Source organism: Campylobacter sp. LH-2024, from assembly GCF_048270605.1.
GTDB classification, from domain to species: Bacteria; Campylobacterota; Campylobacteria; order Campylobacterales; family Campylobacteraceae; genus Campylobacter_D; species Campylobacter_D molothri.
Genome location: NZ_CP168139.1, coordinates 49,355 through 64,877 on the forward strand (window position 1 = coordinate 49,355; position 15,523 = coordinate 64,877).

Annotated in this window: 17 protein-coding genes; all 17 read right to left on the reverse strand. The window is 28.2% G+C overall.

Features of this window, described 5'->3' with window-relative positions:
* A complete protein-coding gene (nuoL, locus tag ACD570_RS00245; RefSeq protein ID WP_337207603.1) occupies positions 1-1,791 on the reverse strand; it encodes an NADH-quinone oxidoreductase subunit L in 1,791 nt (596 codons plus the stop codon).
* Position 1,792: 1 nt separating this feature from the next.
* Positions 1,793-2,086, reverse strand: coding sequence for an NADH-quinone oxidoreductase subunit NuoK (gene nuoK / locus ACD570_RS00250; RefSeq protein ID WP_200279905.1), 294 nt, complete (start codon positions 2,084-2,086; stop codon positions 1,793-1,795).
* A complete protein-coding gene (locus ACD570_RS00255; protein ID WP_337207604.1) occupies positions 2,083-2,601 on the reverse strand; it encodes an NADH-quinone oxidoreductase subunit J in 519 nt (172 codons plus the stop codon). Before ACD570_RS00255 ends, nuoK begins: the two co-directional genes overlap by 4 nt.
* Complete coding sequence (nuoI, locus tag ACD570_RS00260; RefSeq protein ID WP_337207605.1) at positions 2,598-3,239, reverse strand: NADH-quinone oxidoreductase subunit NuoI; 642 nt, start codon at positions 3,237-3,239, stop codon at positions 2,598-2,600. The genes ACD570_RS00255 and nuoI overlap by 4 nt, the downstream gene beginning before the upstream one ends.
* Positions 3,240-3,247: 8 nt before the next feature.
* Positions 3,248-4,246: an NADH-quinone oxidoreductase subunit NuoH gene (nuoH, locus tag ACD570_RS00265; RefSeq protein WP_417904300.1), complete on the reverse strand. Its 999-nt coding sequence runs from the start codon at positions 4,244-4,246 to the stop codon at positions 3,248-3,250.
* Positions 4,239-6,701 carry an NADH-quinone oxidoreductase subunit G gene (locus ACD570_RS00270; protein WP_417904301.1) on the reverse strand — a complete coding sequence of 821 codons (2,463 nt, stop codon included), beginning with the start codon at positions 6,699-6,701 and terminating at the stop codon, positions 4,239-4,241. Before ACD570_RS00270 ends, nuoH begins: the two co-directional genes overlap by 8 nt.
* Positions 6,698-7,390 (reverse strand): hypothetical protein, encoded by a 693-nt coding sequence (locus tag ACD570_RS00275; RefSeq protein WP_200279890.1) that lies wholly within the window; start codon positions 7,388-7,390, stop codon positions 6,698-6,700. The genes ACD570_RS00270 and ACD570_RS00275 overlap by 4 nt, the downstream gene beginning before the upstream one ends.
* The gene (locus ACD570_RS00280) at positions 7,387-7,614 is read right to left on the reverse strand and encodes an NADH-ubiquinone oxidoreductase subunit E family protein (RefSeq protein WP_200279887.1); all 228 of its coding nucleotides are present in this window, start codon (positions 7,612-7,614) and stop codon (positions 7,387-7,389) included. Before ACD570_RS00280 ends, ACD570_RS00275 begins: the two co-directional genes overlap by 4 nt.
* Entirely contained in the window at positions 7,611-8,837 is a 1,227-nt protein-coding gene (gene nuoD, locus ACD570_RS00285; protein ID WP_200279884.1) for an NADH dehydrogenase (quinone) subunit D, read from the reverse strand. The genes ACD570_RS00280 and nuoD overlap by 4 nt, the downstream gene beginning before the upstream one ends.
* A gap of 1 nt (position 8,838) precedes the next feature.
* Positions 8,839-9,630, reverse strand: a complete 792-nt coding sequence (locus ACD570_RS00290) for an NADH-quinone oxidoreductase subunit C (RefSeq protein WP_200279881.1) — start codon at positions 9,628-9,630, stop codon at positions 8,839-8,841.
* 2 nt (positions 9,631-9,632) lie between these two features.
* Entirely contained in the window at positions 9,633-10,136 is a 504-nt protein-coding gene (locus ACD570_RS00295; RefSeq protein ID WP_200279878.1) for a NuoB/complex I 20 kDa subunit family protein, read from the reverse strand.
* On the reverse strand, positions 10,118-10,507 hold the full coding sequence (locus ACD570_RS00300; protein WP_239820769.1) for an NAD(P)H-quinone oxidoreductase subunit 3: 390 nt from the start codon (positions 10,505-10,507) through the stop codon (positions 10,118-10,120). The genes ACD570_RS00295 and ACD570_RS00300 overlap by 19 nt, the downstream gene beginning before the upstream one ends.
* Positions 10,508-10,636: 129 nt before the next feature.
* Positions 10,637-11,302, reverse strand: coding sequence for an ATP-binding cassette domain-containing protein (locus ACD570_RS00305; protein ID WP_239820238.1), 666 nt, complete (start codon positions 11,300-11,302; stop codon positions 10,637-10,639).
* Positions 11,295-12,005: an ATP-binding cassette domain-containing protein gene (locus ACD570_RS00310; protein WP_337204943.1), complete on the reverse strand. Its 711-nt coding sequence runs from the start codon at positions 12,003-12,005 to the stop codon at positions 11,295-11,297. The genes ACD570_RS00305 and ACD570_RS00310 overlap by 8 nt, the downstream gene beginning before the upstream one ends.
* Complete coding sequence (locus tag ACD570_RS00315; RefSeq protein WP_239820236.1) at positions 12,002-12,790, reverse strand: ABC transporter permease; 789 nt, start codon at positions 12,788-12,790, stop codon at positions 12,002-12,004. Before ACD570_RS00315 ends, ACD570_RS00310 begins: the two co-directional genes overlap by 4 nt.
* The gene (locus ACD570_RS00320) at positions 12,783-13,718 is read right to left on the reverse strand and encodes an ABC transporter permease (protein WP_337204944.1); all 936 of its coding nucleotides are present in this window, start codon (positions 13,716-13,718) and stop codon (positions 12,783-12,785) included. The genes ACD570_RS00315 and ACD570_RS00320 overlap by 8 nt, the downstream gene beginning before the upstream one ends.
* Positions 13,718-15,256 (reverse strand): ABC transporter substrate-binding protein, encoded by a 1,539-nt coding sequence (locus ACD570_RS00325; protein ID WP_200279859.1) that lies wholly within the window; start codon positions 15,254-15,256, stop codon positions 13,718-13,720. The genes ACD570_RS00320 and ACD570_RS00325 overlap by 1 nt, the downstream gene beginning before the upstream one ends.
* Positions 15,257-15,523: the final 267 nt, after the last annotated feature.

Below are 15,523 nucleotides of genomic sequence, written 5' to 3' on the forward strand. Positions count from 1 at the left end.
TTACACCATCCTTGCCAAAATAAGTAAAATCACAAAACCAGCTACTAAAAATCTAAGCATTAAATTTAAGCTATTTGGCATAATCATTTTTTTAGAAATTAAATTAACATAAAAAGAAATTTTTTCAATAATTGCATCAAAAATAAAAATATCACAATGTTTCATAATTGCACATAAGCTTTCATATTTATTTACTATAAATTTATGATAAAAATGGGGTATAAAATAATCGTTACTTAAAAGTTTATATATTTTATTTTTTTCTATACTTGGCTTAAACCAAGAAAATTTATACGCAATGATAGCTAAAAGTATTCCTAAAATTCCCGCAGCACTTGCACAAATCATTACAATATGATCTTGAGCATCTATAAATACAAGCTTAGAGCTGATATATTTAAAAAAATTATGTTCAAAAAATCCTGAAACAATTGCTAAAATCATCAAAGGCGTCATAGCTAAAAGTGCTATTTTACTTGCTTCATGAGGATGTGCATCATGTCTTGAATTTGTAAAAAATACAAGCATTAAAAGCCTAAAACTATAAAAAGCTGTCATAAAGGCCGCAATTAAAAGTACTAAAAATATTCCATGATTATGAATAATGAAAGAATATCCTAAAATTAAATCTTTTGAGAAAAATCCTGCAAAAGGATAAATTCCTACCAAGGCTAAAGATCCTATAGTCATAAAAATAGCAGTGATTTTCAAAGGTTTAAATAATCCTCCCATTTTTTTAATATCTAAATTATCATTCATGGCATGCATTACATTTCCAGCACCTAAAAATAATAAAGATTTAAAAAAGGCATGCGTCGCTAAATGAAATAAAGCTATACCATAAGCTCCAAGTCCAGCTGCTACAAACATATATCCAAGCTGAGATAAGGTAGAATATGCTATGATGCGTTTTAAATCTCTTGCCACTAAAGCCATAGAAGCAGCAAATATAGCAACAAAAGCTCCAAGAATAGCTATAAAATAGGAAACTTCAGGAACCAAAGAATAAATTTCTCCCGCCCTAATAACCAAATATACTCCTGCTGTAACCATGGTTGCAGCATGAATTAAAGCTGAAACCGGAGTAGGTCCAGCCATAGCATCAGCAAGCCAAGTATGAAAAGGAAATTGTGCAGATTTTCCCATAGCGCCTATAAACAAACAACTTGCTATTAAAACCAAAGCATTATGATCAAGGTTTTGCACTTTAGAAAAAACTTCATCGTAATTTAAAGTTCCCGCTTGAATATAAAGCCAAAAAATTCCTAAAAGCATACCCAAATCAGCAATTCTATTCATAATAAAAGCTTCATTAGCTGCAAAAGAATAAGTATTGTTTTTATACCAAAAACCTATTAAAAGCCAAGAGCAAAGTCCAACGCCTTCCCAACCTACAAAAAGACCTAAAAAATTATCACTTGTGATTAAAAAAAGCATGGAAAAAACAAAAAGTCCCAAGTAAGCAAAAAATTTGTTAAATCCTTCATCATGCGACATATAAAAAATACTATAAAAATGTACACAAGTAGCTACAATACCAACCACACACATCATTGTAAGAGAAATGGAATCTATATTGAAACCAAAATTAACACCTATAAACCACTCAAAAAAACTAATGTCATTACTAAAATTGTTAAAAAGCAAATACAAAGAACAAAAAGTTCCAATAGCTATAAGTATGCCACATATATAACCTACAAAAACCTTTCTTTGTGTTAAAGAAAAACAACTTGCAAATAAAAAAGATACAAAAGGACTCAATAGTGAAACTAAAACTAAATTTTGCATATTAAGCCTCCTCTTTTAAACTTTTTAATTCCAAAGTGCCATTTTTTCTATACCAAAGCACACACAAAGCTACCCCAACAGCAACTTCACAAGCTGCAATGCCTATAATAAAAAGTGCAAAAACTTGACCATTTAAATCCTGATGCATCTTTGAAGCTGCTACTAAAGCTAAATTAGCAGCATTAAGCAAAATTTCGCTTGAAATAAATAACATAATAAGATTTTGTCTTTTTAAAATTCCAACAAGTCCAATTATAAACATTAAAATGGCTATAAAAAAATATTTTTCTATCATTGTTTTTCCTTTAAAAGCTCTTTATGGGTAAGCACTATAGCACAAACAAGAGCAATTAAGAGCAATATAGCTATAAATTCAAAACCTAAAAGATATTTTGAAAAAACTTGCAAAGCAAGTTGTTGATTATTATCAAATAAAGTCAGATCTTGCAAAGGTAAATCTGTTTGTACACTTTGGTATTTAAAACCTAAAATAGCAAACAAAAGAAAAACTGCACTTAAAAATATCAAAGCAAAAAAACTTTTTTTAGCCCTAATTTTTTCCTTAAAATTTTTAGAAGCATCAAAAAACATCATGGCAAAACTATAAATTCCAAGCACGGCGCCACCATAAACAATGATTTGTATTGCACCTAGAAAATCCGCATCCAATAAAAAATAAAACCCTGATAAAAATATCATTCCTCCAGCTAAAGCTGAAAGAGAATAAAGCATGGTTTTACTTAAAACTGCTATTAAAAAAAATCCCAAAACAAATACACTAAAAAATATAAAGGCTAAAGTTTCTATCATTTGACTTCTCCTTGCGAACTTTGATCTTGGTTCTCCAAAGCTTTATTTTGCATCGCATCATAATAATTTGGTGTTTTTTTAACTAATAAGTCTGCATCTTTTCTTAGACTTCCAGCACCTTCAAATTCTACTTGTTGTTTTAGCCGATCGATAGGGGTTAAAAAATCTTCTTTATAACCAAAATAAGATCTTTGTTCGGCTGCATTTTCATATTCTAAACCATGAACTATAGCAAGTTCTGGACATACTTCAGCACAAAATCCACAATAAATACAACGCCCTAAATTAATACTATAATTATTTACTTTTTTACGCCCATCTTTATCTAAAGAAGTTTCCATCCTTATGCAATTACTAATGCAAATTTTTTCACAAAGTCCACAACCTATGCATCTTTCATTTTCACTTTCTATAAAACGCATAAGTCTATGTACTGCACGATAGCGATTATCAAGTTGGAGTTTTTCTAAAGGATATTTTATAGTTGCACTATTATTTCTCTTAAGCATTTCACGCATTACCACCCATAAACCTACAAAAAGCTCGAGTTTGATACTTCTTTTTAAAGCCTGTAAAATTTTCTGCCATGTCGTAATAGGTGTTTTTCTTTTTTCATCAACCAAATAATAATTTTTCATTTAAACTCCTATAAAAGCACTGCTAAGGCTGTAATTAAAAGATTTAAAACCGCTAAAGGAATTAAAATTAAATAACACATTCTCATTACCTGATCAGGACGCAATTGAGGGAAAGCGGCTCTAGCCCAAAAGTACCAAAAGAAAATAAACACTGATTTTAATATCATCATAATCCAACCAGGAATAATCCAAAAACTATTAAAACCTCCTAAAAACAATAAAGAAATTAAAATAGCACCCGCTATCATACTAGCGTATTCCCCGATAAAAAACATACCCCAGCGAAGTCCAGAGTATTCTGTTCCATAACCAGCAACAATTTCAGCATCATTTTCAGTTAAACAAAGCGGAGTTCTATTGGTCTCAATAAAAAGGGCTATAATAAAAAGTATAAAAGCTAAAGGTTGTTTAAAAATAAGCCAAGACAAAATTCCATCATTTTGATAATTATTAATATCTACCAAAGAAAAAGAGCCCACAAGCATGACAATAGCTATTAAAGCTAAGGCTCCAACACTTTCATAAGAAATAATAGCCACAAGCCCTCTTGCAGCACCTAAAATAGACCATTTGTTATTACTTGAAAGCCCACCTAAAAATACTGCATAAAAACAAAGTCCAGAAGTTCCTATAACAAAAAGTAAAGCTACATTAATATCAGAAATTAAAGGCTGAACAATATGTCCAAAGAGTGTAAATTCAGGCAACATTGGAATAGCTGCTAAAGAAACAAAGGCACAAATAGCAGACAAAAGAGGTGCGATTGCGAAAATAATTTTTTGAGAATTATAAGGAATAATATCCTCTTTCGTAAAAAGTTTAATCATATCAGCAACAAGTTGAATTAAACCAAAAGGACCAACCATATCAGGTCCTATACGACGTTGAAAATACGCCAAAACCTTTCTTTCAGCATAGGTTGCAAGTCCTGCTAATGTAGCAAAAAATGCAATCACAATAACACATTTTATTAAAGTTACTAAAGCAAAAAAAGCAAATTCACTCATTGTTTGCTCCTATTTTTTGTATTTGCGCTAAAACAAATCTTTGATCAAAAAAACTCAAAGTATCAATTTTTTCATCAAAATATGGCAAATAAGCTCCATTTTTTAGATCCTTATCTACACGCACACTCAAGCTTATTTCTTTGTTATTGATGGTAATTTTTACCAAATCTTTATCTTTTAAATTTCTTTCATTAGCTAAATTTTCACTAATTCCAATAAATATTGCTTCGCTAATTGCACTTGCGCGATTAGAAAATCTACCAAATTGATAACTAGGATTTGCACTATAAAGTAAAATATCATTATCTTTTGGCTCTAAAATATTAAAATTTGGAGTCACAAATTCTTTCTTGGCATTTTTCTTGAAACAATTCAAATTGAGTTGATAACCTCTTTTACATTCTCCACCATTAGTATAATAATTCTCCAGATTATCAAATTCAATAGGAGAAAAACCTTTATCTATAGGCAATCTTTTTGTATAATCAATTGTATATTCTTGATCAAATCCTAAAGCATTAGCTAAATCATTTAAATAATATCCACCAAATTCTAAAGCAGCATTTGTTGGAACTATTCTTTTATCATAATTTAAAAATGTTCCTTCTTGTTGATTTAAACTAGAACTTGCTAAATTAGCATGCTCTTCATAAGAAAATGTAAAATCTCCTTTTTCATTATAACCCAAAGTTTTACCTTGAACCTTATCAGCACTTAAATCACAAATCATAGCTACACCTAAAGTATTAGTATGCGTAGGATTTAAAAAAACTTTAAAAGGGGTACTTGTTTGCACCAAAGCTAATAATTTAGCAAGTTTTTTGGCATCACGATGAAAATAAAAATCACTACCTACCACAAGAGTAAATTTAGACTTTTTAAGCAATAAATCTTCGAGTTTATCTTCATCTAAACCTAAATTTTTAGCAAAAACAGAACGTTGCACTTCTATATTCTTTTTTACTTTTTTTGGAACAAGTTTTTTTACCTCTTTTTCAACCTCGTTTCCTTCTTTATCTTTTTCTATAACTTTTTCAATTACTTCTTCATTAATCGTTTCTTCAATTTCTTTATTTTCTTTAACAAAAAATTCTGCTAAATGAGTTTTAACACTTTCATCTGTTGAAAATTTTTGAAGTAAAAAATATAAAATTTGTTCCTCATCTCCACTTTTATGAATACATGAAATAAAATTTTTAGAATATTTTTCAACGCCTAAATCTCCTATAGGATGAAAATAAATTCCAGCTCCTTTATTCATCACTAAAGAATTATTAACTTTATAGCTTAAAGTTGGCGCATCATATCTTAATAAAGTCCCCAAAACTACTAAAAAATCACTCTTAGTAATATCATCACTTATAGCATTATACATTTCTCCTGAATTTTCTATGAATTCATTGAGAAATTCTTTAAATTTTAAAGCCTCTTCATTAATAAGATTAAGATTAAATTTATGCTTTAAATTTTGTAAAATCAAAGCTTCTTCATTAGTTATAAAACTATTAAATTTAATATTTTTAATTTCATTTTTTTCAAAAAGAGTTACAAGTTCATTAAAAGCTTTTTCATCCTTTATAGCTTCATTTTCAGTATCAAAACCAAATCTTGCAGCTTTATTTAAAGTTGCGAAAGCAAAATCATTACTTACACGATAAATTTTAGGTTTTTGATCACCAATGCCACTTTGTTTAATATCATAATACATAAGCTCACAATCGCTAGAATGAGGATTTGACGCTGGAATTCTTGTAAGCTCCCAAGCATTAGAACTGTATTGAAATTTTGATCCAATTAAAGCTCCTGTTGGACATACACTTGTACACTCTCCACAAAATGAACAATTTAAACTTTCTCCATTTGAAGGACCAATTAAACTTTTTTGAAATTTCGTCCAAATTGCATAGGCATCTTTACCCATTGTTTCTTTAAAGCTGGTATCAACACTATCCCCTCCGCGAGGAACAGTTTTTAAAGCACTTTCTCCAATTTTATCTTTACAAACTGTAACACAACGTTCACAAACAATGCAAAGTGCAGGGTCATAATTAATCATTCCCCAGTGTTTATGAGGCTTATGAGTATCTTTAATCCAATGTTTTTGCGTATTTACTCTAGATTTATGTGTAAAATTTTGAAGTTCACATTCTCCGGATTTATCACAAACTCCACATTCTAATGGATGATTAATGCAATAAGCTTGCATAATCTCATTTCTTTCATCCCATAAATTTTGCAAATCACTTTCTACAACCATACCATCTTTTGCTTTAGTATTACAAGAATAAACTTTTTTACCATCAGCCTCTACCATACACATACGACATGCTAAAGTAGGACTACAGCCGGTTAAATAACAAATTGCAGGAATAAAAATATCATTTCTTCTTGCTATATTAAGGATATATTCGCCTTCTTCAAAGGCGCAATCTATACCATTTATTTTAACTGTCATTTTGCTTCCTTTATGCGAATTTGAGTAAAATCAAAACCAAAATTTTCATGATTTAAAAAACCAATAGTACCTTGTAAATTTTCATCTAAACAAAGTGTGGTCTTAAGATTGAAATCTTTGGCTAAAATTTCTACTTCGCTTCGATCTTTGCATTTTGAAATTTGTAAAAATTGCTTTGAGCAATGTAAATTATTATCTTCTAAATCAGCTTTAAAAAGCACTAATCCATCATAATTATCCAATTCTTTTAAAGGATGAAATTTTGCATTTTCAAAATTGCATTCTTTTTCATTAGTATCTATAATTTTAAGTTTAAATTTTTCACTTAAAAAATTTAAAAAATATTTAATATTTTCGTTATCTTTATATAAATCAATATTTTTATCTATAATTAAATATTTTGCCATTTTTAAAAAATTTAATGTATCACTTGCTTCTTCTTCCCCAAAACAAGATTCAGCGCTTAAATAACCTTCATCTAAATCTTTAAAAGTATTTTCATCGCTCATTTTACAAAGCAAAGCTAAAACAAAACTCAAACTCGCAATTTCGCATTTATAAAATTTAGCTTTTAAAAACTTATCTTCTAGACAGGAAATATTAATATTTTCCCCTTGAATTCGAGTGCATAAATCTTTATTTTTGATACTTGGCATATCTAAAAAACAAAGTGCTTTTTCATAAATCATACACTTTCCTTTTTAATAACTATAGTCCAATCAACTTGATTAAATTTTAAAGAATTAAGAAGTTCGCATCCATTTTCTTTTACGAAAGAAAAACTTTTTTCTACGGCAGAAAAATCACCAATTTCAAAAAGAATCACTAATACTTCTCCTGCCTTAGCTTCTTTAATAACTTGTGCTAAATCCTCAAAGAGCACCTTGCTCTTTCTTAAATCTACCCTTCTCATCGATCAATCTCACCTAAAACTATATTTACATTACCCATGATTGCAACTACATCCGCTAAATATGTTCCCACTAGCATTTCTTCAAAAAAAGAACAATGCCAATAACTAGGAGTTCTAGCTTTTAAACGATAAGGCCTCCCACTTCCATCACTATGAATAAAAAATCCTAATTCACCTTTTGGACTTTCAGTAGGCACATAAACTTCACCTTTTGGAGGTTTTAAACCTTGAGTAACTAAAACAAAATGTTGCATGAGTGAATAATTTTGTGTTAAAATTTGCTCTTTTGAAGCACTAACATATTCTGGATGATTAGCTAAAATTTCAGGTGGTGTATCCTTGTAAAGAGCTGCACATTGTCTTAAAATTTTAAGACTTTCTCTAAATTCTTGCATATAAATTTTATATCTTGCATAAGAATCCCCTTGAGTTGCATAAGGTACACTAAAATCTACCTCATCATATAGTAAATAAGGTTCCTCTTTGCGTATATCGTAGCAAATTCCACTTCCTCTTAAAAGCACTCCAGTACAACCCCAATTTAAAACTTGTTCTTTAGTTACCACACCAACATTTTCAGTTCTTAAACGCCAAATTCGATTATCATCTAATAAAGCTTCATAATCAGCAATATCTTTAGGAAATTTATCACAAAAGGCTAAAAGTTCTTGCAAAAACCCCTCAGGCAAATCAAGCATTACTCCGCCAATCCTCATTGAAGAATGTGTTAATCTTGCTCCACAATATTTTTCAATCAAATCTAAAACATATTCTCTTTCTCTAAAACAATACAAAAATACCGTCATAGCCCCAATATCAAGTGCATGAGTTGCAAGCCAAAGTAAATGTGATCCAATGCGATTAAGCTCTAAAAGTATCATACGAATAACTTGAGCTCTACGCGGAATTTCTAAACCACATAATTTTTCAACCGCGGCACAATAAGCGTAATTATTTGAAGAAGCTGCAACATAATCCATTCTATCAGTCGTAGGAATAAATTCTTGATAGATCATATTTTCAGCCATTTTTTCCATACCACGATGCATATAACCAATAGTTGGACGTGCCTTAACAACCTGTTCTCCATCAAGCTCCAAAATAAGACGCAAATTTCCATGTGCTGAAGGATGTTGAGGCCCTAAATTAATAATCATCTTCGAATCTTCTTGTTCAAAAGCTATATTTTCATAATAAGGTTTTAACTTGCTAGGAATTTGCATTTTAACGCCTTTTCTCTAAGATTTTTGCTTGATCTCGTTTAACTTTTTTTACAAAAGCAACACCTTCATCTTCTTGATATTCTTGTTTAAAGGATACTTCTTTAGGGTTGGTTCCTTTAGCGGTTTCATGATAAATTCTTGCAAAATTAAGAGTATCTTTATCATCTACAAAACCAGAATCTCTTTGTTCAGGTCCAACAATTTCACGATATTCTTTTCCAAAAATTCTATCAATTTCATACCATTGTGCAAATTCATCTCCCTTTAAAGGATAAGTTTTTAAAAGAGGATGACCATACCAATCATCAGGCATTAGAATACGTTTTAAATTCGGATGATTGATGATAAATATTCCATACATATCATAAATTTCCCTTTCGCTCCAATTAGCCCCTTTAAAAACACTAGTAACACTTTGCAGTCTTTCTTTAACTCCTACAAAAGTTTTGACTCTTACTCTTATTTTTTTATCAATATTTAAAAGTTGATAAAAAACTTCAAAACCGTTTTTAGAAGCAACAAAATCAACAGCACTTGCTTCTGTAAAAGATACATAACCTAAATTTTTAAGAATTTGCAAGGTTTTAATATTGTCTTCTTTATTGATTTTAATCACCCAAAAATCAAGCTCTACAAAAGAATCTAAAATTCCAATTTGATCTTTTAAAATTTCATAATCTTGTTTAAAATCACTATTATCAATATTTATCTTGGTTGTATGTGGAGCATGATAAAACCTATCTTTATAGTAGTTTTTTAATTGAACATCTTTTTTATCGCTATATTTTCTCATCTTTATACCAACCTTTTTGGTGCAATTTTACGACTTGCTTTTTCTTTGCGAATTCTTTTTTGCAAAATCATTAAAGCAAATTGAAAACTTTCAGGGCGAGGAGCACAACCTGGGACATAAATATCTACAGGTATAATACGATCTACTCCTTGTACCGTAGAATATGTATTGAACATTCCTCCAGTATTTGCACAACTTCCCATTGAAATAACCCACTTAGGTTCAGGCATCATATCATAAAGCCTTCTTGTAAATTCGGCGTGTTTTTTGCTTAGAGTTCCTGCAATAATCATCACTTCACTATGACGAGGAGAGGCTCTAAAAATAGTTCCAAATCGGTCAAAATCGTATCTTGAACCCCCTGCTGCCATCATTTCTATAGCACAGCATGCCAAACCATATGATAAAGCCCATAAAGAATTGCTTCTACCCCATTGAACGAGTTTGTCAACACTGGTTAAAACTACCGGTAAACCGCTAGCATAATTTACTTGATGCTCTGCCATGTAAACGCTCCTTTTTTATATGCATATAAAAAACCTACTCCTAAAAGCAAAATAAAAACGAATACTTCTAAAAGTCCAAACCATCCTAAATTTTTAAAAATTAAAGCCCAAGGAAATAAAAATACAACTTCAATATCCAAAAGAATAAATATCAAAGCGACAATAAAAAATTGAGAATTAATTTTATTTGCTTGTTTAACAGGTATAGGGCCGCATTCATAAATTCCAAGTCCTAATCTTTTTCGATTTTTTGACGCAAAATTATTACCAATTTTTGAGGCTAAAAAAACTAATCCAAAAAAGATTATGCTAGCAAGCACTATCATTAAAAAGATACCAAAATAAGGGTGTGCCACATCTATATGAGACATTTGCTCTCCTTCTTCAATTTTAAACATTTTTTATTGTCTTGCAATAAAATTTATCCCAATAAAGATAATATTTTACTCTAAATTTTCTATATTAAAACTTAGAGTAAAAAAAATTGTGTTAATTTTATATTAAAATTGGATTTTTTTATACTTAAATTTATCAAATAAATTTTTATGATGAGTTATAAAAATATAAGAAATATTATATTTTTGCTGATATTGATTTAAAAAATAAAGAATTTCATTAGAATTTTTTGTATCAAGCATTGAAGTTACTTCATCTAAAATCAATAATTTTGGTTTTAAAATTAAAGCACGAATAAGTCCTATACGAGAAGCTTCTCCACCGCTTAGTTCATAAGGTTTAAGTTCTAAAATTTGTTGTTTTAAACCAAAGCGATCTAAAAAATCAAAAATTATATCATTATTTTTTTTTAAATAAAAATTTTCCAAGCCATCCTGTATTAAATGTTTAATTTTTTTATAAGGATTTAAAGCCATTTTTTGATCTTGAAAACAATATTGTATCTCTTTTCTTAAAAGTCTTTGTTTTTCTTTGCTTATCTTGTGCAGATTATGATTTTTATATAAAACTTCACCCTCATTTGGTTTTTCTAAAAAGCAAAGTATTTTTGCTAAAGTCGTTTTTCCGCAACCACTTTGCCCTAAAATCATTAAATTTTCACCTTGATCTAAAGAAAAATTGATATTTTTAAAAATCATATATTTTTCTTTCTTTAAATACCAATGTTTTCTTATTTCATAAAATTTACTTAAATGATGCACTTTAAGCATTATTTTTTTCCAAAAATAGATTCGAAATATAAAGCCTAGCTTGATCTTTTTCTATAAGAAGAAATTTATCAGCTAAAGAATTTGCTAAATGTAAATCATGAGTAATACAAACTAAAGCTTTATCTTTTTTTAAATCTTTTAAAATTTCAATAATTTTTTGATTATTTTTTTCATCTAATGAAGCACTTATCTCATCACAAATTAAAACTTCTGGTCTATGTAACAAAGCCAAAGCTAAACTCACCCTCCTAGCCATTCCTACACTTAGCTCATAAGGATAAGAATGCCACAATAAATCCAAATTTTCAAATCCTAATTTTTCAAAATAAGAAAAAACATATTTTTTATATTCATTTTGATTTAAATTTGTATGAGTTTTTAAAATGAGAGAACATAATTTTCCTATATCTATATAAGGATACAAGCTTGATTCACTATCTTGCAATACTAGCGCTACTTTGGATCTAAAATGCCTAAGTTGATTTTTATTTAGTTTTAAAATTTCAATTCCATTAAAACTAAATTCATCGGCAGTTAAAATAAAATCAGAATTTAAAAGTCTTACTAAAGCTTTACTTAATATACTTTTCCCTATTCCGCTTTCTCCTAATATAACTAAAGCTTGACCTTTTTTTAAATCAAAACTAATATTTTTTAGCAAAATTTTATTTTTAAAACTTATGTTTAAATTTTTAATTCTCAAGATCTTAACCCCCAACGATCCTGTAAAAAATTACCCAACCATAAAAGTGGTAAAAAAAGTAATACAAGAGTTAAAAGCGGAAAAAAAATAATCCACCAAGCTCCTACAAACACTGCTTTTGAAAAATCATTTAATAAAATTCCCAAGGTTGGAATTTCAAATCCTACACCAAGTCCAAAAAAACTTAAAGTAGATTCTGTAGCAATAGCATGGATAATATTAAAAACAAAAAGTATAAAAATCAATGATTTCAAAGCTGGTAAAAGGTCTTTTAAAAAAATTTTCAAAGGAGTTCTTCCTAAAACTATACTCGCTTTGTAAAATTCCAAACTTTGCATTTTTTTTAATTCGCTTTCAATTATTCTAGCGATAAAACACCAATGCAATAAAGCGATTAGCACACTCATTAATAACATATTTATACTAATAAAATTTTGAAAAAACATTAATAATAAAAAAGAGGGTAAAGCTAAAAAAAGATCTAATATCCTCATCCAAAAAGCATAAAAAAATAAGCGAGCTAAAAAAAGATAAAAAATCGCAAAACAAATAGATAAAAACGAACTAAAAACTCCTATTATTAAGGAATTTCTTAAAGCAAAAAGCAAACGAGAATATAAATCTCTACCTAAAAAATCAGTTCCTAAAATATAAATTCGACTAGGAGCTTGATAAGCATTTTGTAAATGTATTGATAAGATATCAAATGAAGCTAAAAATGGCGCCAATAAAGCTAATATGAATAAAGCAATTAAAGGTGAAAGATAAATAAAAAATTTAAACAAGAGAATACTTTCTTAATTTTGGATTTAAAATTTGAGAAATGATATCACTGATAAAAATTAATAATGTTGTAAAAAGAACACTTAAAAAAATTAAAGCCGAAACTACAGGAAAATCTTTATAAATAATACTTTGAATCATTAAAAATCCAACACCGCTAAAATTAAAAATATTTTCTACAATATAAGTTCCCATAACAAAATTTAAAGCAGTAGCTCCAAAATAAGAAACAATTGAACCTAAACAATACTTTAAAACCAAACAATCAATATCCCTTTGCTTTAAAGCTCTAGCGTAAAGATTTTGAATAAAAATTTGATCAAAACATTCATAAATAAGATTTCTTGCTATTCTTAGATATAAGGCTAAATGAGATAAAACAAGAACCAAAATAGGAAAAACAAGATATTTTAAACGACTGAAAAAATCATTTTTAAATTCTATATCATCCATTGATAAAAAATTTCCAAAAAAGCTAAAAATAAATATAAAAATTAATGCGATCACTAAAGGAGGTAGAGCAAAAAAATTTAATGTTATAAAAGTAATTATTTTTTCTATAAAACTATTTTTAAAATGATATTCTACAAAAGCCAAGAAAATACTCAAAAAAAATAAAATACTTAAAGCGCTAAAACTTAAAATCAAAGTATTTAAAAATCTTTCTTTTATGATCTTTAATACCTTTTCTCCACTCAAAAAAGATACTCCAAAATCTCCCCTAAAAGCTTTAAAAAGCCAATTTTTATATTGAATTAATAAAGGTTTATCAAGTCCTAAATTTTTTTCTATTCTTTTAACAAATTCTTTATTTTGAGAATTTAAACCATTTGCATAAGCAATATTACCTTTGCTAAAATAAAGCATAACAAAACATAAAAAAGTGCTTAAAAATGCAACCATAATACCCGAAATAAACCGCAAAAGCACTATTGCTTACTCCAATCATAAATATTCGAGGTAAAACCTACGCCATGATGACCTAAAATTCTAGACTCAATTCCTTTAATCTCAGCATCATAAACTAAAGCAAAATCTAAATAAACGAGAAAAATAAAAGGAGGATCATCATATAAAGCATCAATGAAATCTTTATAGTATTTTTTACGTTCATTTATATTGAAAGTATTTCTAGCCTTAAGCAAAAAATCATCAACTTTTTTATTATGATAATGTCCAAAATTCCAACCTTGTTCATTTAAATCACTATCTTGAGAACTTTCAAAAACTCTAAAAGTATGAAAATCAGGATCAAAAGGACTTCCCCAGCCAATAACAAAACTATCAGCTTTAGAATAATCAAAACTACCAGCTGGTTTTGATATAACTTGCGTTAAAACTCCAATTTTTCTAAATTCACTTTGCAAAATTCCTGCCAAACTTACTCTTAAAGGATCATTACTCATGGCATAAATTTGAAATTTTAACTCTTTTCTATTTTTTTGAAAAATTCCATCTTTATTTTTAGTAAAACCAGCATTTAAAAGCAATTTTTCTGCCTTTAATAGATCATAATTAAAAAAATTAAAATGTTTAGGATTAGCCCAAGAATTTTGCAAAGGATGAAATGCAACTGTGCCATATCCGTGCAAGAGATTTTTCACTATACTTTCTCTATCTACAGCATAATTTAATGCTTTTCTTACTCTCACATCTTTTAAAAATTCATTATTTAAATTAAACATTAAAGCCCTATAATCAACTGATTTTTCTCTTAAAATCTTAAATTTTGGATTATTTTTAAAAATATTTAATAAAGAATTATCAATCAAAGCAGCATCTATTGTGCCATTTTTAAGCTCTATACTTGCAATTAAAGGATCAAAAATATGCTTGATGATTAATTTTGGGGTTTTAACCTTAGCTCGATAAAACTTATCATTAGCTTGTAATTTTACATATTCTCCTTTTTTCCATTCAACAAATTTATATGCTCCAGTGCCTATAGGATGCTCATTAAAATGAGCAGTATTTAAATCTTTATTTTCAAGCAAGTGCTTTGGCAATATTCCTATACTTAAAGCATCTAAAAAAGCTGGATAAGACTTATCGAGTGTAATTTTTATATGATAAGGATTGATTATTTGTATTTTTTTTACATTATCAAAATTAACATATAATGGAGAATTGTTTTTCGAATTTTTAAAAGCATCTATGCTAAATTTGACATCTTGAGCGCTAAATTTTATACCATCATGCCAAAAAACGTCATCTCTTAAAAAAATATCATATACCAATCCATTTTCGCTAATTTTCCAAGATTTCGCTAAATCCGGTTTTAAATTCATGTCTTGGTCAAAATAAACAAGTCCTGAAAAAATCAGATTAATAAGCACATCATGATCTTCGCTATATGCAGGGTTTATCCTTGAAATTTCATTTTCTACTGCGATTATTAAAGTGTCTTTTGGAATCTTTGCTTGTAAATTGATAAATAAAACTAAGATAAAAACCCAAAATCTCAACATCTTTTTCCTTGAAATAATATATTTATTTAATTATAAGATAAAACTAATATAAGCTACAAGCCCCTATGGGGGATAAATTAATATAAAATTTTTAAATTACAAAATTTAAATATTTACAAAAATTAGAATAAATATAAATGATAATTAAATATTAAAATTATACAAATAAATTCCTATTTTTAGATATTTTTATCTTAATTTTATTTGAATTTTATATTTTTTTGGATTATAATAATTAAATATTTTGTAACAAAATATAAAGGAGTA

What these genes read in the sequence shown, in the direction of transcription:
- nuoL (WP_337207603.1), bottom strand. Translation starts at nt 1,791, where the DNA reads ATGCAAAATTTAGTTTTAGTTTCACTATTGAGTCCTTTTGTATCTTTT.
- nuoK (WP_200279905.1), bottom strand. Translation starts at nt 2,086, where the DNA reads ATGATAGAAAAATATTTTTTTATAGCCATTTTAATGTTTATAATTGGA.
- ACD570_RS00255 (WP_337207604.1), bottom strand. Translation starts at nt 2,601, where the DNA reads ATGATAGAAACTTTAGCCTTTATATTTTTTAGTGTATTTGTTTTGGGA.
- nuoI (WP_337207605.1), bottom strand. Translation starts at nt 3,239, where the DNA reads ATGAAAAATTATTATTTGGTTGATGAAAAAAGAAAAACACCTATTACG.
- nuoH (WP_417904300.1), bottom strand. Translation starts at nt 4,246, where the DNA reads ATGAGTGAATTTGCTTTTTTTGCTTTAGTAACTTTAATAAAATGTGTT.
- ACD570_RS00270 (WP_417904301.1), bottom strand. Translation starts at nt 6,701, where the DNA reads ATGACAGTTAAAATAAATGGTATAGATTGCGCCTTTGAAGAAGGCGAA.
- ACD570_RS00275 (WP_200279890.1), bottom strand. Translation starts at nt 7,390, where the DNA reads ATGATTTATGAAAAAGCACTTTGTTTTTTAGATATGCCAAGTATCAAA.
- ACD570_RS00280 (WP_200279887.1), bottom strand. Translation starts at nt 7,614, where the DNA reads ATGAGAAGGGTAGATTTAAGAAAGAGCAAGGTGCTCTTTGAGGATTTA.
- nuoD (WP_200279884.1), bottom strand. Translation starts at nt 8,837, where the DNA reads ATGCAAATTCCTAGCAAGTTAAAACCTTATTATGAAAATATAGCTTTT.
- ACD570_RS00290 (WP_200279881.1), bottom strand. Translation starts at nt 9,630, where the DNA reads ATGAGAAAATATAGCGATAAAAAAGATGTTCAATTAAAAAACTACTAT.
- ACD570_RS00295 (WP_200279878.1), bottom strand. Translation starts at nt 10,136, where the DNA reads ATGGCAGAGCATCAAGTAAATTATGCTAGCGGTTTACCGGTAGTTTTA.
- ACD570_RS00300 (WP_239820769.1), bottom strand. Translation starts at nt 10,507, where the DNA reads ATGTCTCATATAGATGTGGCACACCCTTATTTTGGTATCTTTTTAATG.
- ACD570_RS00305 (WP_239820238.1), bottom strand. Translation starts at nt 11,302, where the DNA reads ATGCTTAAAGTGCATCATTTAAGTAAATTTTATGAAATAAGAAAACAT.
- ACD570_RS00325 (WP_200279859.1), bottom strand. Translation starts at nt 15,256, where the DNA reads ATGTTGAGATTTTGGGTTTTTATCTTAGTTTTATTTATCAATTTACAA.